The sequence below is a fragment of the Brevibacterium ravenspurgense genome (assembly GCF_001584615.1).
GTDB classification, from domain to species: Bacteria; Actinomycetota; Actinomycetes; order Actinomycetales; family Brevibacteriaceae; genus Brevibacterium; species Brevibacterium ravenspurgense.
Map to the genome: position 1 here is coordinate 54752 of NZ_LQQC01000002.1, position 20101 is coordinate 74852.

Genomic DNA, 20101 nt, shown 5'->3' on the forward strand with positions numbered 1-20101 from the left:
GTTCGCTTGGACGATCATCGCGCGCCCCTCCAGGATCTGGCAGGGGCTTTTTTTATTGGTGATCGCCAGGGCGCAGACAACACACAGGTACACACAGAGGAGATCACCGTGGCATCAAAGCCCGTGCCGGCGCCATCGCCATCGCGCCAGGCTCAACAGCCCGCCAAGAGAGGGCGGACTGCCCCCGAGGTCCTGACGGGCGCACAGGCTATCATTCGCAGCCTTGCGCTGATGGGCGTCGACACCGTATTCGGACTGCCGGGTGGAACCATCCTCCCGACCTACGACCCGCTGATGGACGCAGAATCCATCAACCATATCCTCGTCCGCCACGAACAGGGAGCCGGACACGCGGCAACCGGCTACGCGGCCGCCACCGGAAAAGTCGGCGTGTGCATGGCGACCTCCGGCCCCGGTGCCACGAACCTCGTCACCCCGATCGCGGATGCTCACATGGACTCCGTGCCGCTGGTTGCAATCACCGGCCAGCAGTCCTCCAAGATGCTCGGCACCGACGCGTTCCAGGAAGCGGACATCGTGGGCATGACAATGCCCGTCACCAAGCACTCGTTCCTGGTGACCCGGGTTGAAGACATCCCGCAGGCAATCATGTCGGCATTCCACATCGCCTCGACCGGCAGGCCCGGGCCCGTTCTGGTGGACGTGACCAAGGATGCCCAGCAGGCCGAGGCTCCGTTCATCTGGCCGGACGCGCCCAGCCTGCCCGGCTACCGCCCCGTCGCCAAGCCGCACAACAAGCAGATTCGCGAAGCCGCGCAGCTGATCGCGAAGGCCAAGAAGCCGGTGTTCTACATCGGCGGCGGTGTTATCCGCTCCGGTGCTTCCGCTGAGCTGCTGCGCCTGGCCGAAGCAACGAAGATTCCGGTGGCCACAACGCTCATGGCCCGCGGCGCGTTCCCGGACTCCCATCCGCAGCACGTGGGTATGCCCGGCATGCACGGCAACGTTTCTGCTGTCGCCGCATTCCAGAAATCGGACCTGCTCATTGCGATCGGTGCGCGTTTCGATGACCGTGTCACGGGTGACCTCGCATCGTTCGCCCCGTACGCAAAGGTCATCCACGCCGACATCGACCCGGCTGAAATCGGCAAGAACCGTGCGGTCGATGTGCCGATCGTCGGCGATGCCCGCGAAGTGCTGAGCTCGCTGCTGAGCGAACTGCGCGAATCACACTCGGCAACACTCGAAAACGAACGCCCCGCCTGGTGGGCGAAGCTCAACGGCTGGAAAGAGACCTACCCGCTGGGCTATGAAGCCAACGATGTCGGACTGTGCGACCCGCAGTACGTCATCAAGCGCATCTCCGCGCTGACCGGCCCCGAAGGGGTTTTCGCCGCAGGTGTTGGACAGCACCAGATGTGGGCGAGCCAGTTCGTGAAATACGAACGCCCCAATTCGTGGCTCAACTCCGGAGGGCTCGGCACCATGGGCTACTCCGTTCCGGCGGCCATGGGTGCAAAGGTCGGCGAACCCGACCGCACCGTGTGGGCCATCGACGGCGACGGCTGCTTCCAGATGACAAACCAGGAACTGGCCACGTGCGTCATCTCGAACATCCCCATCAAGGTGGCGATCATCAACAACTCGTCACTCGGCATGGTCCGCCAATGGCAGACCCTGTTCTACGACGGCCGCTATTCGCACTCCAACCTCGACACAGGCCACGGTTCGAGGCGGGTGCCGGACTTCGTGAAACTCGCCGAAGCGTACGGCTGCGTGGGCATGCGGGTTGAGCGCAATGAAGACGTCGACGCTGCAATTGCCAAGGCTCTGGAAATCAATGACCGCCCCGTGGTCATAGACTTCACGGTCCCGGCTGAGGCGATGGTGTGGCCCATGGTGCCCGCCGGTGTCAGCAACGACCAGATTGAGTACGCGCAGAACCTGCGTCCCGAATTCGAAGAGGAAGAGGAAGAGCTGTGAGCCGTCATACTCTGTCAGTCCTGCTGGAGAACAAGCCCGGCGCGCTCACCCGCCTGACCGGCCTCATCGCACGTCGCGGGTTCAACATCGATTCGCTTGCGGTGGGCACCACCGAGGTCGAGGAGATCTCGCGCCTGACGATGGTCGTCGATGTTGAAGACGTGCCGCTGGAGCAGGTCACCAAACAGCTGAACAAGCTGGTCAACGTCATCAAGGTCGTTGAACTCGAACCGGCGAGCTCGGTTGAGCGCGGCCACGTCATCTTCAAAGTGTCGGCTGATTCTGTCACCCGCGGGCAGATTGCGGATGCCTGCGAACTGTTCCGCGTGCGCATCATTGATGTCGCACCGGATGCAGTGTGTGTTGAAGCCACCGGCGAAGAATCCAAGCTGGAGGCGCTGCGGGCGGTGCTCGAACCGTTCGGCATCCGCGAAATCGTCCAGTCCGGGCTGCTGGCCATCAGCCGTGGCGCACGCTCGATCTCGGATCGGTCCACCTGGGCGTAACCAGCTGACCGGAGCCCTCGGGAACGGAAGTTCCCGGGCAGCACCGGGCCGGCACCTCGGCCTTTATCTCATAGTGTGCACGCTCAATTCGCAGTGAGCCGGCACGCTCCTATAATCTCGAAACGACACCCAACATCTGAGACGCACCATTCGCTGAGCGATCTCAAAGGAAGGAAAATCCCATGGCAGCAGAGCGCTACTACGACGACAATGCCGACCTCGGCGTCATCCAGGGCAAGAAAGTCGCCGTCATCGGCTTCGGATCGCAGGGCCACGCACACGCGCTGAGCCTGCGTGACTCCGGCGTCGACGTGCGCATCGGTCTGAAGGAAGGCTCCAAGAGCCGCGACAAGGCCGAAGCAGAAGGCCTCACGGTCGGCACGCCCGCCGAAGTGTCCGAATGGGCAGACGTCATCGTGATCCTCGCACCCGACCAGGTGCAGGCAGACATCTACAACGCTGAAATCGCAGACAAGCTCACCGAAGGCAAGACGCTCGTGTTCTCGCACGGCTTCAACATCCGCTTCGACTACATCGAAGCCCCGCAGGGTGTTGACGTCATCATGGTCGCCCCCAAGGGCCCCGGCCACGTTGTGCGCCGCGAATACGTTGACGGCCGCGGCGTTCCGGTGCTCGTCGCCGTTGAGGTCGACGCATCCGGCAAGGCATGGGACACGGTCTTGTCCTACGCAAAGGCCATCGGCGGTCTGCGCGCCGGCGGCATCAAGACCACGTTCACGGAAGAAACCGAAACCGACCTGTTCGGTGAACAGGCTGTTCTCTGCGGTGGTGTTTCCCACCTCGTGCAGGCAGGCTTCGAAGTTCTCACCGAAGCCGGCTACCAGCCCGAAATCGCCTACTTTGAGGTTCTGCACGAACTCAAGCTGATCGTCGACCTCATGGTCGAAGGCGGCATCGCCAAGCAGCGCTGGTCCTGCTCCGACACCGCCGAATACGGCGACTACGTGTCCGGCCCGCGCGTCATCACCCCGCAGGTGAAGGACGACATGAAGGCTGTTCTTGCCGACATTCAGGACGGCACGTTCGCCAAGCGCTTCATGGACGACCAGAAGAACGGTGCGAAGGAATTCAACGAACTGCGCGCCAAGGAAGAACAGCACCCCATCGAAGCCACCGGCCGCGAACTGCGCAAGATGTTCGCATGGCTCAAGGACACCGAAGACGACTACACCGAAGGCACCGCCGCTCGCTGATCGTCGCTTAGCTGACCTTCCAAACAGCCGAGGTGGAACTCCCGCGGGAGTTCCACCTCGGCTGTTTTGTGGGGTGCAGCGGCTGTTTGGTGGGGTGCAGCTGGTTCTTGCGGGTAAAACTCCCTGTAGCCGGCTTCTGCGCTTTAGCCGCAACGAGACACCCCTTAGCCGGAATCTGCGCCTTAGCCGCCACTGCTAACGGGAGTTTTTGTTGCTAAAGCGTGGGTGGGTGCAGAAAAGGGGCCGAGGTGCCGGCTGGCTGAGGGGCCGAGGTGCCAGTGCGGGGGCCGGCTGCTTCGCCCGGTGGAGCGGTGCGCACGGGTCCGAGTTGCTCACACCGGGCGAGGTCGCTTCCGGGCGGTGCGGTTACTTTTGGCGACCCTTCATCCTCGGGTTCTGCTTGTTGATGACGTAGATCTTGCCCTCGCGCTTGACGACCTGCGCTCCCGGCTGGTTCTTCAGAGAACGAAGTGATGCTCGCACCTTCATGGGATTCCTTTCGACGGCTGCAGCCTGACTGTTCGACTGCTCTTGTGGCCCGACTGCCTGCATTGGCTGACTGCCTGCTTGAGCTGGCTGCCCAGTCGGGTTGGCGTGATCGGGCCACGTTAACCGTCGATTCCCATGTCATGGAGTGTTCATATGCCTATTTGTTGATCTCGGTGAGGTTGCGCGCACCGGTTAGAGCTGTTGTGACACAGTGAAAGCCGTCGTTCTGGCCAAATTCTGCTGATCAGGCAAGACGGTTTTTACTTAGAGGTGTTGGGTAAACGCTTGTTATGGGAGCGGGTGGCCCTGAGGATCCTGGCCAGGCTGAGCTGGAGGAACCTGCCTCTGCTGGCCAGGCTGAACCTGATCAGCCTGGACGCCGCCCTTCTCCTGCAGGCCGTAAGGAACCTGGGCCTGCATAACCGGACGAACGTGAATGGGGGCCGCCGTCTCGACCTTCTTCCCACGCGCAACAAGCGTCAAAACACCAGCAATGACAATGACAGACACCATGGGGAACATCATGAACGCGCCACCGGAGCCTACACCTCGGTCGAACGCGTTAGACATGCTTCCCGCGAACAACGCGATAATGAGCATGGTCACGTTGTTCACCGCGTGGATAACGGTGGGAGCCTCAATACCACCAGAGAAGTGGGTGAGCGCAGCCAAGGCGAGGCCAAACACCGCGTAGTACGCCCACAACCATGGGTCGGAAGCCTCGTGAGCAATCGTAAACAGGATTGTGGCAACAATGACACCAATGATGCCGCCCGTCCGCGGGAACCATGCACCAAATACGCGCGGAATGTAACTGCGGAACATGACCTCTTCAGCCGCTGCCTGAAACGGCGTGGTCAACACAATGATGAGCAAGTACGCCAGCGCCATGCCATCAAACGTGAACGAGGAGTCACCAGACCCCAGGAATGCACTTTTGGCAAAGAGCAAACCGACTCCGATGTACAGCACGAACAGCGGCACCGTACACGCCAGGCTCAATCCCCACCACTTCCAACGCATGCGAGGCAACACCGAGAACATGCGCGACCACGGCTGCTTGTGCAGAATCCGGTGTGCGAGCAAAGCAACAAGACCACCCACAATGAGCGAAAGGTTCACCGTGAGCAGCAACAGCGGAGTGTTGTTGATTTTTCCGGCCATGGCGTCTTCTTGTGAAGTCGCACCAGTAGCGACGTCAATCGCGACAGCGATGATGCCACCCACGATCGACACAGCAAAGTAGACGATGACGATTGCAATAATTCCCACGAGCCCCATCCACCAGCGGTTGTGCGTGGTGCGGTAGTGGTTTTCGAACGGTTCGTTCCGCTGCTCTGGTGCAGGCGTTTCAAACGGTCCGTTGTGGGAATGAGGAATATTCGGTGGGGTTACGCCATGGGAAGTAGTCATGCCGTAAGAATTTCACGCGACTTTTTTCGGCGCAATTCTTGTTCAACAGGGTCGGGCACTGGCGCTGGAAATGCGTCGAGAGGCGGTGCGGTTACTTTTGGCGGCCCTTCATCCGCGGGTTCTGCTTGTTGATGACGTAGATCTTGCCCTTGCGCTTGACGACCTGCGCGCCCGGCTGGTTCTTCAGAGAACGAAGTGAAGCTCGCACCTTCATGGGATTCCTTTCGATTGCCGCAGCCTGACTGTTCCGACCGATCTTGTGGCCCGACTGTCTGCATTGGCTGACTGCCTGCTTGAGCTGACTGTCTGCCCAGTCGGATTGGTGTGATCAGGCCACGCTAAACGTCGAATCCCATGTCATGGAGTGTTCATATGTCTATCTGTTCATCTCGGCGGCTTGGCTGCGGCGGTGAAGGATGCCTGTCGGACGGGGAGCACCGCGGGGTGGATTCGTTCGGACGGTAACACCGGTTAGCCGGATTCTGCGGCTTAGCCGTAGGGAAACTCCCGTTAGCCGGGATCTGCGTTTTAGCCGCTACTGCTAACGGGAGTCTTTATTGCTAAAGCGTGGGCGGGTGCAGAAACGGGGACGAGGGGCCGGCTGGTTGACGGGGCGAGCTGCCAGTCAGCGGATAACTTCCGGAAACACGCGCTGTCCAGTGTGAAGTTCTGCATTCTAGGGCACATATGGAGGCAAAATCGCCTCCGTTTGTGCCCTAATCTGCACATCGACACTAGGCCGCCACCCGCCGAGGCCGCCCCCGCTAACCCACCGAACCCACGCCGAAAACCACTACCGCCGCCAACCCGCAATACTGTAAATTTGTCTGAGTGCTGAACTATCGTTTTGAAACATTCCGTCCCGGTGTCGAAACTGACCCTGAAACCGGCAAGGAGAAGGTGGATGCGCGCACTGCCGCTTTCTTTGAGGCCGTGAACGCGGGTTTCCACGACAAGCGCGAAGACGACGAAAAGATGCTGCAGCGCTACGAGCGCAGCCACGCCGACGGTCGTATTTTCACTGGCGTGTACGCCCCTGAAACTCAGAAGCACGCACTCAGCACCGACGTGCCCGTCGCAACGTTCGTCCACTTCGAGGCTCCTATCAACGTCGGTGAGAACCGCCTGCAGAACGCGCACATGATTACGTGGGTGACGGTGCGCCCCACCCATCGCCGCCGCGGTCTGCTGCGCACCATGATGACGAACAACCTCAAGAACGCCGCTGAGGCTGGCTTCCCGTTTGCCGCTCTGACGGCCACAGAGGGTGGAATCTACCGCCGCTACGGTTTCGGCACGGCATCCTGGATGGGTTCGTTCGAAGTCGACACGAACCCCGGTTTCCGCCTGGCTGCGGAAGCCGATTCACGCGTCGAAATGTGCGAAGCCGCCGTCCTCAAAGACCTCGCCCCCACAATCTACGAGCGCTTCATGCGCACAACCCCGGGTGCGGGCGGCCGCCAGCAGCGCTACTGGGATGTTGCCGCGGGCAAGTACGACTTCGAGTCCGGCGGCCCCGACCCGGCCGCCCGCGCGGCCCTGCACTACGACGAAGACGGCGAACCCGACGGCTACGTCACCTATAAGTTCACCGGCTGGGACAAACCAACCCCAACCATCCAGGTTCTCGACCTCATTGCGGTATCCGACGCCGCCTACTCGTCGCTCTGGTCGTTCCTGGGCTCCATCGACCTGATCGAGCGCGTCAAGTACGACGGCGCCCAGCCCTCACCTCTGCCGTGGCTGCTGGAGAACCCCCGCCGCGTGCAGCAGAAGTCCCACTGGGACCTCCTGTGGCTGCGCATCCTCGACGTCAAGAAGGCCCTCGAAGCCCGCCAGTGGCTGGTGCCGGGAACCCTGACGCTCAAGGTCACGGACTCCCTGGGCTATGCGGAGGGCACGTGGCGCATCGACTCCGATGGTGCCGACGCCACCGTCGAACAGGTCCCGGACGCCCAGCCTGACATCGAACTCGATGTCGCTGAGCTCGGCTCCATCTACCTGGGCGGTGCCGACCCGTCGCTGCTGACCCGCGCCGGTCGCATCACCGAGCGCACCCCGGGTGCGGCTGTGCGCGCCCGGCTCATGTTCTCGATGGCTCGGGCCCCGTACACCCCGTACGAATTCTGACCCGATAATCACACTCACGAGGCGCCGCTCACCACGGCGCCTCGTGTGCTTTTCGGGGTGGTCGGCTGGGTGGCGGTGCCCTGAGCCAGGGTGGGATGTCAGCCGCTTCACAGTGATCCCTAAACTGTTGTCACGCACACACTTGTAGGGGGGAATCGTGACGAAACCTGTTGTCCTTATTGCCGAAAAGCTCTCGGATGCGACCGTGAGCGAACTCGGCCCTGATTTTGAGGTCCGCTACTGCAACGGAGCTGACCGCACCGAACTGCTGAGTGCTCTTCCGGGTGCTTCGGCGGTGCTGATCCGCTCGGCCACTCAGATGGACGAAGAGGCAATTGCCGCAGCCACTGATCTGCGCGTTATTGCGCGTGCCGGTGTGGGTCTTGACAACGTTGACATCCCGGCCGCAACCAAGGCCGGTGTCATGGTGGTCAACGCACCGACGTCGAACATCACTTCGGCAGCTGAACTGACTATGGCCCACATTCTGGGTGCCGCACGCAACTACGGTGAGGGCAACCGTTCACTCAAGGCCGGCGAATGGAAGCGCAGCGCCCTGACAGGTGCCGAACTGTTCGAGAAGACCCTCGGCATCGTGGGTCTGGGCCGCATCGGCGGTCTCGTCGCTGAGCGTGCGCGTGCTTTCGGTATGAAGCTCATCGGCTACGACCCCTACATCACCCAGGCTCGCGCCGGCCAGATGGGTGTTGAGGTTGTCAGCCTCGACGAACTTCTTGAGCGCTCTGACTTCATCACGGTGCACATGCCCAAGACTGAGGAAACCACCGGCATGATCGGTGCGGAGGCCTTCACCAAGACCAAGCCGGGCGTGCGCGTGGTCAACGTTGCTCGCGGTGGCATCATCGACGAAGAAGCTCTGGCGGACGCGATCCGCTCCGGTAAGGTTGCCGCTGCAGGGCTCGACGTGTGGACGGAAGAGCCCCCGGTCGACAACCCGCTGCTGGAATTTCCTCAGGTCAACGCAACCCCGCACCTGGGTGCGTCAACTGCCGAGGCGCAGGAAAAGGCCGGCATCGCCGTCGCCCGTTCGGTGCGCCGCGCCATGGCGGGCGAGCTTGTGCCGGATGCGGTCAACGTCGCCGGTGGTGCGATCCACGAAGATGTTCGTCCCGGCATCATCCTGGCTGAGCGCCTGGGCCGTACGCTCACGGCTCTCGTCGACGAACCGTTGGCGCACCTGCGGGTGGAAGTCCACGGTGAGATCGGCGAGCTCGATGTTTCGGTCCTCAAGCTTTCAGCGCTGAAGGGCGTTTTCACCGACATCGTGTCGACTCCGGTCACCTACGTCAACGCGCCAGTGCTCGCTGAAGAGCGCGGTGTGACGACCGAACTCGTCACGTCCACCGACTGTGAGCGGTACCGCAACATCACCTCGATCGTCGCGACCACCGCCTCGGGCAAGCAGATGAGCGTTTCCGGTACCGTCACCGGCCCGAAGCTCATGCAGAAGCTCACGGAGGTCGGCGGCTACGACATCGAGATCCAGCTGTCAGACAACCTCGTGATCTTCCGCTACGAAGACCGTCCTGGTGTCATCGGCCAGCTGGGTCAGGCGCTGGGCCGTTCCAACATCAACATTGCAGGCATGCAGGTGGCGCGCACCGACGCCGGTTCGAATGCGCTCGCTGTGCTTGACGTCGATTCGCCGGTGAGCGAAGAAATCGCCGAGGCGGTCGCGGGTGCCGTCGACGCTTCGGCTTTTGCAACGGTCAACCTGGGCGAGTGACTCTTGGGGGAGTGCCCCTCGGGTGAGTGACGCTGGGGGAGTGACTCCCGGAAAAGTGATTCAGCTTTTCCAGAGGCCGTAGGAATCGGCAAGGTCCGCGATCTTCTCAGCGCGGGCAATGCGGGGGAGGTACGAACCGTCGGTGATCACATCGGCGTGTTCGGCCTCCTCCAGCATTTCTCGGGCCCACGCGCGGTCTTCTTCGGATGGTGCGAGGCCGTTGTTGACGTAGGGAACTTGGGATTCGCTGAGCACCAGCTTGCCGGTCATGCCCATTTTCATGGTCCACGCGCAGTCAGAGCTGACGGCGGACTTGCCCGCACCGGGCGAGGACGGCCCGTCAATGGCGCCGGCCAGGCCGCCGACGCGTGATGCGATGACAAGGCGGGAACGCGCGTACGCCAGGGCGACCGGGTCATCGCCGATGCCGGTATCTTTGCGGAAGTCGTTGACACCGAATGCCAAGCGGAATGTGCCAGCGGCAGATGCGATGCGGGTGGCGTTCTCCAAACCGAGGGCTGTTTCGATGAGCGCCAGGATCGGCATTCCCACACCAGCGCGGATTGACGTCAGGGTGACCTGTTCGGGTTCTTCTGTGTTCGGCAGCATGATGCCGCGCAGTCCAGGCAGTCCTGACAGTGCGTCGAGGTCTTCTTCCCAGTGGTGGGTCCACGTGTTGTTGACGCGCACCCAGCCGACCATGCCGTCCTCCAAAGCGGTGACAACATTGGCCCGCGCGGTGTCCTTCTGGTCGTCCGGCACCGCTGCTTCAAGGTCGAAGATGATGGAGTCGGCATCGCTTGTCTGTCCGGATGGAAACAGTTCGGGCTTGGACGCGTTGACGAAAAGCCATGAGCGTGACAGTCGGGCGGGCAGAGCGAGGGCGCGCTTGTTGCGCAGCTGATCGGACATGCCACCCAGTCTATGAACATGTGGGGCCTAAGGGGAGGCCTCACTCAACATGTCCACAGATCAAGACGGGCGGCCGAATGTCGAGACCTGCGCGTACTGTGGATCACATGGATTTGAAGATTGCAGTCATGCCGGGTGACGGCATCGGCAAAGAGATTGTTCCCGTCGGACTCGATGTTTTGAACCGCGCCGTAGAAGTCGCAGGTGAAGACGTCAACATCACGACAAAGCAGTTCGAAGCCTCCGCAGAGCGCTGGCATAAGACCGGTGAAACGCTTACGGATGACGAGCTCGAAGAGCTGCGCGGCTTCGACGCGATCTACTTCGGCGCCTGCGGTGACCCGTCGGTGCCCTCGGGTGTGCTCGAGCGGGGCATCATCATCAAAATGCGCTTCGGCCTGGACCACGCGGTCAATCTAAGGCCCTCGCGGTTCTTTCCCGGCACCTCGTCCCCCTTGGCGAACCCGGGTGACATTGACTTCGCGGTTGTGCGCGAAGGCACGGAGGGCTCCTATACGGGGCAGGGCGGTTCGCTGCGGCTGGGCACACCTCACGAGGTGTCGAACGAGGTGTCGGTCAACACCTGGTTCGGTGTCGAACGCACGGTTCGGTACGCATTTGAGCTCGCGCAGAAGCGCTCGAAGAAGCTGACGTGGGTGCACAAGAACAATGTCATGGTGCACGCCGGTCACCTGTGGGGACGCGTGATTGACGCTGTCGCACCGGAGTTCCCGGACGTTGCGGTGAACTACGAACACGCTGACGCCAGCACCATGTACATGGTCAATGACCCTGGCCGATACGACGTCATCGTCACCGACAATCTGTTCGGCGACATCCTGTCGGACCTGGCTGCTGCTGTTACCGGTGGTATTGGGCTGGCAGCCTCTGGAAACCTCAACCTTGCGGGTACGGGACCGTCGCTGTTTGAGCCGATCCACGGTTCGGCACCGGACATCGCGGGCAAGGGCATTGCTGACCCGACAGCGGCGATTCTTTCGGCAGCGCTTCTGGCTGTGAACAACGGCCTGGGCAAGGCTGCTGAGGCGATTCGCTCGGCTGTTGAGGCTGATCTTGCCACTCGCGGGAACGCGCAACGTTCGACTCAGGAAGTCGGTGCGGCTATCCGCGATCGTCTGAGCTGATTCGCTGCTCACAACTGAGGCCCGGCCATTGTGGCCGGGCCCCTCTTCTGTGGCGAAAAAGGCGGTGCTGAAGCTTGCTGGAGGCAAGCCGTGACATAACTGAGGCCCAGCCGCAAGGGCCGGGCCCCAGTTATTCGTGTGTCAGGAGTGTCAGGCAACTCCGTTGTAGCGGATGGGTTCGCCGACGTTCTGACTGATCAGTTCGTCCTTGGTGGCGTGGCGTGTGTTGGGGGCTTCCTTGCCGGTCTGTCCACCGCCGTGTTCCAGCAGTTCGAACGATCCGTCTGGGTTGACTGCCTTGACCAGCACGATGTGGTCGGGGCCGGTGATTGCGTCACCGGGCTGGATTTCTTCCCATGCGATCGTGTGGGCGACGCCGTTGGGCACGAACGTGAAGGATGCCTCGCCGGGGCCGCCGGAGTTCCATGCGTAGGATACAAATCCGGAGCAGTCCCTGCGGTAGTCCTCAAAGTAATCCTGGCCCTGCGAATAGTAGGGGGCCTTGGCCATGCGGTCTTCTGCGCGCTGGATGATTTCTTGACGGCTGATGCCCTGTTTCTGAGCTTGGGCGGGTGCGGCTTGTGCTTGGGCCTGTGCGGGTGATCCGCCGGGGTTTTCTGCAGGTGTGGCTGCCTGTGCGGTTCCTGCTGCGGCGAGGAGGCTTCCTGCGCCGATTGCCGCAGCCAGCGCTCCGTGAGTGAGGGTGCGTGTTAGATCTTTCTTGAGCATGTCACTCTCCATAATCTAGACGTCCTGGAAGGCCTCCAGGCGTGATTCACGTTACGCCTGGAGGTCTGGCTGGGAAGGCGATTTTGGGTTGGGCAGCCGCTTTTTCATCCTCTTTTGAGCTGCGCCACCAGTTTTCTAACGTTGGGCAAGTAACAGCTGGGTGCGGCTTTACAGTTCGCTTTTCCAAGGGCACATTCGCATTCGAATGAGCACGGAACAGCGGCGGGGCCGCGGGATGTCTCTCCCGCGGCCCCGCCGCTTTCAGCAGGAGTCAGCGACTCAGCACTGATGCTGACTTACCGCTGACATCAGCGGCGCGAGCCGCGCCTGCGCACTGACAGCAGTCCGACACCGCCGGCGATCAGCACGGCGGCGGCAGCCAGTGTCGCCGCAATGCTCACGCCGGTGCGCGGCAGAGGCGAGCTGCCAGAACCGCTCGGCTCAGCCGGCCTGTTGTCATCCTCACCCGAGGTGCCGGGAGCAGCCGTTTCCTCACTCGGCTGATCGTCGGGCTGGCCGGGCTTGTCGCCCGGTTTGCCCGGTTCACCGGCTTGGCTGCTCGGGGACTCGTCCGGCTTGTCACTCGGTGACTCGCTGCCTGACTCACCTGGGGTCTCGCCGGACTTGTCACTGGGGGAGTCGTCCGGTGACTCACTTGGCGACTCGCTCGGCTTGTTGCTGGGCGTGCCGCTCGGTGACTCGCTGGCTGACTCACTCGGTTTGTGGCTTGGCGTCTCAGTGGGTGATTCACTGGGGGCTTCGCTCGGCGATTCACTCGGTTCGTCAGAAGGTTCCTCAGTTGGAGTCTCGCTTGGTGACTCACTCGGCTTGTCAGACGGTTCGTCGGTCGGTGTTTCGCTCGGCGACTCACTGGGCTTGTCACTGGGTGACTCACTTGGCGACTCACTCGGCTTGTCAGAAGGTTCCTCGGTCGGAGTTTCGCTCGGCTGCTCAGTGGGTTCGTCACAGTTGCACTTGGTTCCCACGCGGACCTTGCGAGCTGTTGGCTCCTTCGTGACCTTTTCGGATGTTTCCGGCTCGCCCACGGCCTTGCCGTCTTTGAGCTTCCAGGTCTTAGTGATTTCCTTTTCGCCGTACGCACCGGCCTGGTCTTCGATAATCGTGCCGGCTTCGAGGTTCGGGTCTTCCTCAATGACGGTCTCGAACGGAATCTTCTCCGTGTGTTTGTCCGTCAGCTCGGTCAGGGTCGGCGCCGTGCCCACTTCGATGATGTGGGTGGTCGGCTTGCGCAGCTCCTCGGTGCTTTCCTCAGTAGAGATCTCACCGTTGTCGGAAGTCACAGTCACAGTGTGCTTGACCTCGCCGGGCTTGCCTTCCTGGATCACCTTGGTTTCCCCGGCCTTGAGTTCGGGGTTGAGGCGAACCTCGACTTCAAACGGCGTGTTCTCAGTCCATTCGACGGTCTTGGAGGTGGTCTTGCCCTTCGTGCCGACCTTGACGATCTTGTTGACCGGCTCGGTCACACGCTTGGTTTCGGTCTTCGTGTCCGTGACCTTCGAGTTTTCGATGGTCTGGGTCGTGATGACCTTGTCCTTGCCCAGTTTGCCTTCCTGAACAGTTTCCTGTTTTCCGGCTTCCATCGTGTTGTCGAACTGAATCTCAGTTTCGAACGGAACATCGACTTCGTACTCAGAGGTGTGAGTGCCAGTCGTCTTGGTGCCGACGCGGATGATCTGCTTCTTCGGCTCCTTGGTGCGCTTGGTTTCCACAACCGGGTCACCAGACGGCTTGCCGTCAGCGAACTTCTGTGTCGAAGTCACGGTGTCTTCGCCGAGTTCGCCCGCCTGCTTGACCTCTTGCTTGCCAGCTTCGAGCGTGTCGTCGAATTCAATCTCGGTCTCAAACGGAACCGGCTTCTTCACAGTGGTGACCAGCTCATCAGCGCCCAGGCGCGGACCGTACTCAACGATGCGAGTGACGGGTTCCCTAGTGGTCTTCTCTTCAGCCACTTCGGCCTTGTCGCCCTTGGCGTTGAATTTCGCGGTGAAGGTCTTTTCGCCGTCCTTGCCCTCCTGGACAACCTTGGTTTCGCCAGGTGCCAGGTTCGGGTTTTCGCGGACCTCAGTCGGGAACGGGATCGGAACCGTCCAGGTGATGTCCTTCGCGCTTTCGGCAGGCTTCGTGCCGACGCGAACAACCTCATTGACCGGCTCTGCGGTGCGCTCCCACGTGCCGTCCTTGTTCTGCCTTTCCCTGCCGGGCTTGCCTTCGGTTTCTACCTTGTACTCGCCGGCGGGGAGAGAGTCGTCGTACTTGTATTCGACCTTGAACGGAACTTCGCGGGTCGGGACGTCGACAACCTTGACCACAGCGGCGGCGGTGTCCTTAGACCCGTCTTCGTAGGTCACCGTTACTGGAATCTTGACTTCGTCTCCAGGCTTCGCGTCCTTCGGTGCAGTCGCGGTGATCTCACCCTTGTCGTCAACCGTGACGGTCCAGCCGGCAGGGACATCGCCCACCGTGAACGGGTTCTCCTTGGCAACCTTGACGTTGTCCGGTTTGTCAATGGTCACCGGCAGCTTCACAGTTTCGCCCGGGTACACCGTTTCCGTGGGGTATGACGGTTCGGCTTCCCAATTGTTGGTCAGGTTGACCACGGTGGTGACGGGCACCTTCGGCTTCGAGCCGTCCGGCGCTGTGACAGTCACCGACACTGTCTTCTGGTCACCCGGCTTGGCGCCCTGCGGCGGTGTTGCCGTCACAACACCCGTGTTCGGGTCGACCTTGTACTTCCAGCCGTCAACGTCCTGTTCGAGGATCGTCTTGTCACCGTCGACGCCGAACGAGAACTTCGAGCCCTTCGGCGCGTCCTCAACCAGGTGGTCTACAGGCTTTCCGGGGCCGGTGGACTCGACGGAGTAAACCGGCACCTCGTCGCCCTTGATGACGTAGACCGTGCCGGTTGCCTTCTGCGGCTTAGCACCGGACTCATAGTGGGCGAGAACCGGGATATCGAGCTGATCACCCGGCTGCGCGTCCTTCGGCACTGTTGTGGTCAGCTCCCCAGTGCTCTCATCGATTGTGACGGTCCACCCATCCTTGGAGAACTCGGTCTTGCCGTCTTCGAACGTGTAGCGGTTTGGTGCTTCGTCACTTTCCTTACCGCTCAGCCCCTTTTCGGGCAGAGTGGGCTTCAGGCTGGCCTTTTCGCCAGGCTTCTTGGTTTCTGTGCCGTAGGTCGGGACCTTGATGTCGTTGATGACCTGGAACTGGACCTCGACCTCGTCGGTGGTGTGGTCCGGGTAGGTGGCCTTGACCTTCGGAGAGATCACGGTGCCAGGCGGGACGGTGTCGTCAGCCTTCGCAGTGACCTTGCCGTTCTTGTTCACCGTGATGGTCCAGCCCGACGGCACAGAAGATTCATCGACTTCGTACTTGGCCGGCGCCACAGCCTTGTGGCCCTTCATAACGGCCTTGGTCTTGATCTGGGATTCGATGTCCTGGTTCGGTTTGCCCTGCGCGATGTCGGGCTTGACCAGGTCCGTTACCTGCGTGTTGTTCGGATCAACAACCACCATCAGCGGGAGTTCGTCCTTTGAACCGTTGGAGTACGTGATTACAACCCGCGGCTGTGCGAATGTGCCGGGGGTCGGGTTCTTCGGTGCCGTGACGGTGACGTTATAGGTGTCTGGGTCCAGGGCTGCGTCCCAGCCCTCGAAAACGTACTTTTCGTCCATTTCGACTTCAGCATCGAAGCCGCCGTCTTCCTTCTTCTTCACCAGGTCCTTGATCAGGTCCGGCACCTGGGTGAAGGTCACTGACTGGCGGTCTTTCGCCAGCGGGCCTTGGGCACTTTCAACGCCAGAGATGATCGAGGCGTCACGCTTGTCGTACTTCGGGTCGTGGAACTGGGTATCGTCAAGGCTCCACTGGTGCGATCCGATGACGTTGGCCTTGCTGTAGCGAGGCAGCGCATTGGACTCATCGAACGCCTGGCCGTAGCCGCCATTATCGTCGATCGCAGCCTGCAGCTGTTCAACTGAGCGCGGAAGGGCGAGAACACTGAAGCGCACACCCTGCTGGGCGCTGAGCACAGTGCCCTTGTATTCGGGCATCGTGAAGTACACGTCACCGTTGTTGTCGATGCTCAAACGTGCTTCGCCACCGGAGGCTTCAGTGTTGCTGGTGCCGATGAATTTGCCCTGAGAATCATAAGCCTCAACCACGATGCGCGGCATCGACGCGGCATCTGCGCTGATACGGCCCACCTTGAGCTTCTCGCCCGGCTTGACGACCAGCTTTTCCTGGTTCTCCCAGGACACAGAAATGGGTGAGCAGTTGTCGTTCTCGCTCGGCCACGGATTTACGACAGCCTCAAATCCAGCGTTAGACCCCCGGGTCGCTTTAGGGCCGTCAATATTATCCTTCGTGTACTTTCCCTGCCAGGCGTAACGCACAGGGTTAGAGGCGTCCGCCTCTGCGAACTGCTTGACCTTATCCCCGGTTAGTTCGGAGTTGAGGTTTAGGTTCCTTTGGACGCGAGAGCTTGTGATGGCGATCTTTTCGTCGGCCTTAGCAGTCACCTGTCCCTCAGTGCCGAAAAGAGTCTGGCCGACGTCCATAGAGGAAACGGTTCCAGGGTTCAGGACACCCCCAAGGAGTCCAGAATTGCTAAAACTCCATTCGGCAAACGTACGATCCTTCGAATTGTCGAAAGCGAGGCTCAAACCCCATTTGGTCTTATCGGAGCTGGCCTGGCCTGGCTCCAGGGTGGTCCAGGTGAAACCCGCCTGACTGCCAGACGGGTCGCCATTTTCGACAGCACACGAACCATCAGGCAGATCCGAGGCTTTCTGCTGGTCCTGCTCAACAGCCCCCGACTTATCCCGAATGCCGCCGGAGAGCGCTGACGCGGCAGCGGCTGGCTCGGTGGGCATGAGACTGGGCGCAGCACATGTGCCTGCAGCCAAAGCGAGGGCTGACAAGGCGGCAATTGGGGTACGCGCAAAGCGCTTTCGCAATGCCGGTTTGTTTGAGGAGTCCATCCCTCAGTCCTTCCTGAAAATCCTGAGCGACGCTCGCGGCAGCCCTGGGAAGGGAGAGCGCGGCCCCGGCCGAAGTTGCGCCGGGTCAGATTGCGGCGCAGTGCAACACCAGTATTGATATCTGGGTCTACAGTACCGTAAGGGCCCAAAACTGGGCCCAGTGGCCGCCTTTGCGGCGGGCGTGTGCGGCATGTCACCGAAAAGCGTGTTGACAGAGTGAATAGGATCACCCATAGATCCCCAACCCGACTCGTCAGGAAAGAGTGACGATGACTGAATTCCAGTTGCGCAAACGCCAAGACCCCACCGCACCGGCTCTGCGTCAGGCAGTGCTGGAAAATCCCGGTTTCGGCGAATACTTCTCCGACCACATGTCCCACGTCCGCTACACGCAAGACCAGGGGTGGCACGCGCACGAAGTCATTCCCTACGGCCCGCTGACCCTGGATCCCGCCGCCGCGGTCCTGCACTATGCGCAGGAAGTCTTCGAAGGTCTGAAGGCCTACCGTCACGCGGACGGCTCCGTTTGGACCTTCCGGCCTGAGCGCAACGCCGCCCGCATCAACCGTTCAGCCGAGCGCCTGGCCCTGCCACAGCTGGACGAAGCGGACTTCCTCGAATCCATTCGCGCTCTCGTCAGCCTCGACCGCGACTGGGTGCCCACACCCGCGGACTCCGCCGACGAAGTTTCGCTTTACCTGCGCCCCTTCATGATCGCCTCGGAGTCCTTCCTGGGTGTGAGGGCCAGCCACGAAGTCGACTACTACGTAATCGCCTCACCCGCCGGCGCCTATTTCAGCGGCGGCATCAAGCCGGTGAGCATCTGGCTGACCGAAAAGGTCAAGCGCTCCGGCCAGGGTGGCACCGGATTCGCCAAGTGCGGCGGCAACTACGCGGCCTCCCTGGCCGCATCGGCCGAAGCTGCCGACAGCGGCTGCCAGCAGGTCATGTTCACTGACGCGGCAACTTCGACCTACCTCGAAGAGCTAGGCGGCATGAATCTCATGCTCGTCACCAAGGACGGCGAACTGCTGACCCCGCCGGTTTCTGAGGCCATCCTCGACGGTGTGACCCGCCGTTCGCTGCTTGAACTGGCCCCGCAGCTCGGCCTGACCCCGGTTGAACGCCCCATCGAAGTTGCTGAATGGCGTGACCGCGCGGCCTCCGGCGAAATCGTCGAAGCCTTCGCCTGCGGCACCGCAGCAGTCATCACGCCGATTGGTCAGCTGAAGTCCAAGGACTACACCATCGACATGGGCGAAGAGCCCGGCGAAGCCACCATGAAGCTGCGCAGCACTCTTCTGGACATCCAGTACGGTCGAGCAGAAGGCCCTGAAGGCTGGATGGTCAAACTCGCCGAGAGCTGACAACCAGATTCATACAGCAAGATCTTCGGGCCGTCTCCGCCACACCGGAGGCGGCCCGAAAATGTGAATGGACACACGAGTGACGAAACAGCGGCCCACACCCGCCCAGGTGATCGACGACCTCCCATGGAAGTGGAACACCCAGGGGGCGGTGTTCATCGTCGGCGGTCTGGGCTTCATGTTCGACGCCTGGGATGTCGCTCTCGGCGGTCTGCTCATTCCGCTGCTGGCCGCCGAATGGGACGTGCCCTTGGGCACAGCGGCTTTTGCAGCGACTGCCAACCTCATCGGCATGGCAGTCGGCGCAGTGCTGTGGGGAGGCATCGCCGATCGGTTGGGCCGACGCACAGCGTTTTCCATTACGCTGCTGATCTTCTCGATCTTCACCGCCGCCGGAGCATTCAGCCCCAACATTGAAACCTTCTTTGTTCTGCGGTTCATCGCCGGTATCGGGCTGGGCGGAGCAATCCCGGTCGACTATGCACTCGTCACGGAGTTCACACCGGCCAAACACCGCGGAAGAGTGCTCACTGCGATGGACGGCTGGTGGCCCATCGGCGCAACCGGCGCTGCCGTGACGAGTGCGTGGATTCTGTCTTTCGGCAGCTGGCGAACAATGATGCTGCTCATGGCGGCACCGGTTATCCTGTTGTTCTTTGTGCGCCTGTTCGTACCCGAATCACCCCTCCACCTGGCGGCGGCCGGCAAACACGCACAAGCCGATGAAGTTCTGCGCAGACTCATCAAACGCACCGGAGCTGCGATAGACACCTGGCAGCATCCGGAACCCAGTCCACACGAAGCCGCCGCAAGGCGCACACTGCGCAGCCGCATCAGTTCGGCCTTTGGCCAGCTGAGCCTCCTGTGGAAACACTCGGCCAAGCTCACAGCATCAACGTGGGCCGTGTTCGTCGGCATCCTCCTGCTGTACTACGCGGCGCTCACCTGGCTGCCGAAAGTCCTGCGCGAACAGGGTCAGACCGACCAGGCCGCGTTCCTCGTCACCGGTGCCATGACAGGAGCCGGGCTGCTGGGTGTTGTTGTAGCCGCACTCGTCATCGACTATGTGGGCCGCCGACTGCTGCTGACCCTGTCGGGCCTGAGCTCCGCAGTGCTGCTCACACTGTTCGCGATAGAGCTGACATCCCACCCCGGCGAGCTGACAACGGCGGCCAAGCTCGCCATCGTGAGCTTCGGCTTCACCATCCAAACTGCGGTGCCGGCCCTCTACACCTACGGGTCCGAGGCGTACCCCACCCACCTGCGTGCCTCCGGCTTCGGGTGGGCCTCGAGTGTGTCCCGGATCGCCACCGGTGTCGCACCCCTTGTCTACGGGGCGTGGCTGCTGCCGAACATCGGGCTGACAGGCACCTTCGCAGCAACTGGAGCCCTGACCGTCATCGGGCTTGTGCTCATGCTGGTGTGGGGCAGGGAAGACCGCGGGCTTGTCAGCACCGACTGAGCCGGCAGACACAAGAAGCCCAGACAGGCCGAACCGG

The 20101-nt window shown here is 61.5% G+C and carries 14 protein-coding genes; 8 read left to right on the forward strand and 6 right to left on the reverse strand.

Features of this window, described 5'->3' with window-relative positions; all coding sequences use genetic code 11:
* Positions 1 to 123 precede the first annotated feature (123 nt).
* The 3 genes from Bravens_RS00560 (at position 124) to ilvC (ending at position 3664) form a co-directional block, all read left to right on the forward strand.
* Complete coding sequence (locus Bravens_RS00560; RefSeq protein ID WP_244878087.1) at positions 124 to 1944, forward strand: acetolactate synthase large subunit; 1821 nt, start codon at positions 124 to 126, stop codon at positions 1942 to 1944.
* A complete protein-coding gene (gene ilvN / locus Bravens_RS00565; RefSeq protein WP_062019394.1) occupies positions 1941 to 2450 on the forward strand; it encodes an acetolactate synthase small subunit in 510 nt (169 codons plus the stop codon). The genes Bravens_RS00560 and ilvN overlap by 4 nt, the downstream gene beginning before the upstream one ends.
* A gap of 182 nt (positions 2451 to 2632) precedes the next feature.
* Entirely contained in the window at positions 2633 to 3664 is a 1032-nt protein-coding gene (ilvC, locus tag Bravens_RS00570) for a ketol-acid reductoisomerase (RefSeq protein ID WP_062019396.1), read from the forward strand.
* Between the two features lie 366 nt (positions 3665 to 4030).
* Here the strand turns inward: ilvC and ykgO (Bravens_RS00575) are convergent, their stop codons facing one another.
* The 3 genes from ykgO (Bravens_RS00575) to ykgO (Bravens_RS00585) form a co-directional block, all read right to left on the reverse strand.
* On the reverse strand, positions 4031 to 4153 hold the full coding sequence (ykgO, locus tag Bravens_RS00575; protein WP_062019398.1) for a type B 50S ribosomal protein L36: 123 nt from the start codon (positions 4151 to 4153) through the stop codon (positions 4031 to 4033).
* A 288-nt stretch (positions 4154 to 4441) separates the two neighbouring features.
* The gene (locus Bravens_RS00580) at positions 4442 to 5566 is read right to left on the reverse strand and encodes a CPBP family intramembrane glutamic endopeptidase (protein ID WP_082790944.1); all 1125 of its coding nucleotides are present in this window, start codon (positions 5564 to 5566) and stop codon (positions 4442 to 4444) included.
* A gap of 91 nt (positions 5567 to 5657) precedes the next feature.
* Positions 5658 to 5780: a type B 50S ribosomal protein L36 gene (gene ykgO / locus Bravens_RS00585; protein ID WP_019174766.1), complete on the reverse strand. Its 123-nt coding sequence runs from the start codon at positions 5778 to 5780 to the stop codon at positions 5658 to 5660.
* Positions 5781 to 6397: 617 nt separating this feature from the next.
* Between ykgO (Bravens_RS00585) and Bravens_RS00590 the strand changes: the two genes are divergently transcribed.
* Together Bravens_RS00590 and serA are read left to right on the forward strand one after the other, a co-directional pair.
* Complete coding sequence (locus Bravens_RS00590; RefSeq protein ID WP_062019402.1) at positions 6398 to 7696, forward strand: GNAT family N-acetyltransferase; 1299 nt, start codon at positions 6398 to 6400, stop codon at positions 7694 to 7696.
* Positions 7697 to 7853: 157 nt separating this feature from the next.
* The gene (gene serA / locus Bravens_RS00595; protein ID WP_157452668.1) at positions 7854 to 9443 is read left to right on the forward strand and encodes a phosphoglycerate dehydrogenase; all 1590 of its coding nucleotides are present in this window, start codon (positions 7854 to 7856) and stop codon (positions 9441 to 9443) included.
* 60 nt (positions 9444 to 9503) lie between these two features.
* On the opposite strand, the gene Bravens_RS00600 is transcribed toward serA, so the two are convergent.
* Complete coding sequence (locus tag Bravens_RS00600) at positions 9504 to 10355, reverse strand: HpcH/HpaI aldolase/citrate lyase family protein (RefSeq protein ID WP_062019406.1); 852 nt, start codon at positions 10353 to 10355, stop codon at positions 9504 to 9506.
* Positions 10356 to 10462: 107 nt separating this feature from the next.
* Here Bravens_RS00600 and Bravens_RS00605 point away from each other — a divergent pair, with 107 nt between their 5' ends.
* On the forward strand, positions 10463 to 11500 hold the full coding sequence (locus Bravens_RS00605; RefSeq protein ID WP_062019407.1) for a 3-isopropylmalate dehydrogenase: 1038 nt from the start codon (positions 10463 to 10465) through the stop codon (positions 11498 to 11500).
* A gap of 150 nt (positions 11501 to 11650) precedes the next feature.
* Here the strand turns inward: Bravens_RS00605 and Bravens_RS00610 are convergent, their stop codons facing one another.
* Both Bravens_RS00610 and Bravens_RS00615 read right to left on the reverse strand, forming a co-directional pair.
* Positions 11651 to 12229 (reverse strand): hypothetical protein, encoded by a 579-nt coding sequence (locus Bravens_RS00610; RefSeq protein ID WP_062019409.1) that lies wholly within the window; start codon positions 12227 to 12229, stop codon positions 11651 to 11653.
* Positions 12230 to 12537: 308 nt separating this feature from the next.
* The gene (locus Bravens_RS00615) at positions 12538 to 17235 is read right to left on the reverse strand and encodes a G5 domain-containing protein (RefSeq protein ID WP_062019411.1); all 4698 of its coding nucleotides are present in this window, start codon (positions 17233 to 17235) and stop codon (positions 12538 to 12540) included.
* Between the two features lie 269 nt (positions 17236 to 17504).
* Here Bravens_RS00615 and Bravens_RS00620 point away from each other — a divergent pair, with 269 nt between their 5' ends.
* Together Bravens_RS00620 and Bravens_RS00625 are read left to right on the forward strand one after the other, a co-directional pair.
* On the forward strand, positions 17505 to 18602 hold the full coding sequence (locus Bravens_RS00620) for a branched-chain amino acid aminotransferase (protein ID WP_062019413.1): 1098 nt from the start codon (positions 17505 to 17507) through the stop codon (positions 18600 to 18602).
* A gap of 79 nt (positions 18603 to 18681) precedes the next feature.
* Positions 18682 to 20064 carry an MFS transporter gene (locus tag Bravens_RS00625; protein WP_157452669.1) on the forward strand — a complete coding sequence of 461 codons (1383 nt, stop codon included), beginning with the start codon at positions 18682 to 18684 and terminating at the stop codon, positions 20062 to 20064.
* The last annotated feature ends 37 nt before the right edge of the window (positions 20065 to 20101 follow it).

Bases quoted from the DNA above. Each gene is read 5' to 3' on its own strand.
- ilvC (WP_062019396.1), top strand. From the start codon at position 2,633: ATGGCAGCAGAGCGCTACTACGACGACAATGCCGACCTCGGCGTCATC.
- ykgO (WP_062019398.1), bottom strand. From the start codon at position 4,153: ATGAAGGTGCGAGCATCACTTCGTTCTCTGAAGAACCAGCCGGGAGCG.
- Bravens_RS00580 (WP_082790944.1), bottom strand. From the start codon at position 5,566: ATGACTACTTCCCATGGCGTAACCCCACCGAATATTCCTCATTCCCAC.
- ykgO (WP_019174766.1), bottom strand. From the start codon at position 5,780: ATGAAGGTGCGAGCTTCACTTCGTTCTCTGAAGAACCAGCCGGGCGCG.
- Bravens_RS00600 (WP_062019406.1), bottom strand. From the start codon at position 10,355: ATGTCCGATCAGCTGCGCAACAAGCGCGCCCTCGCTCTGCCCGCCCGA.
- Bravens_RS00605 (WP_062019407.1), top strand. From the start codon at position 10,463: ATGGATTTGAAGATTGCAGTCATGCCGGGTGACGGCATCGGCAAAGAG.
- Bravens_RS00610 (WP_062019409.1), bottom strand. From the start codon at position 12,229: ATGCTCAAGAAAGATCTAACACGCACCCTCACTCACGGAGCGCTGGCT.
- Bravens_RS00615 (WP_062019411.1), bottom strand. From the start codon at position 17,235: ATGGACTCCTCAAACAAACCGGCATTGCGAAAGCGCTTTGCGCGTACC.
- Bravens_RS00620 (WP_062019413.1), top strand. From the start codon at position 17,505: ATGACTGAATTCCAGTTGCGCAAACGCCAAGACCCCACCGCACCGGCT.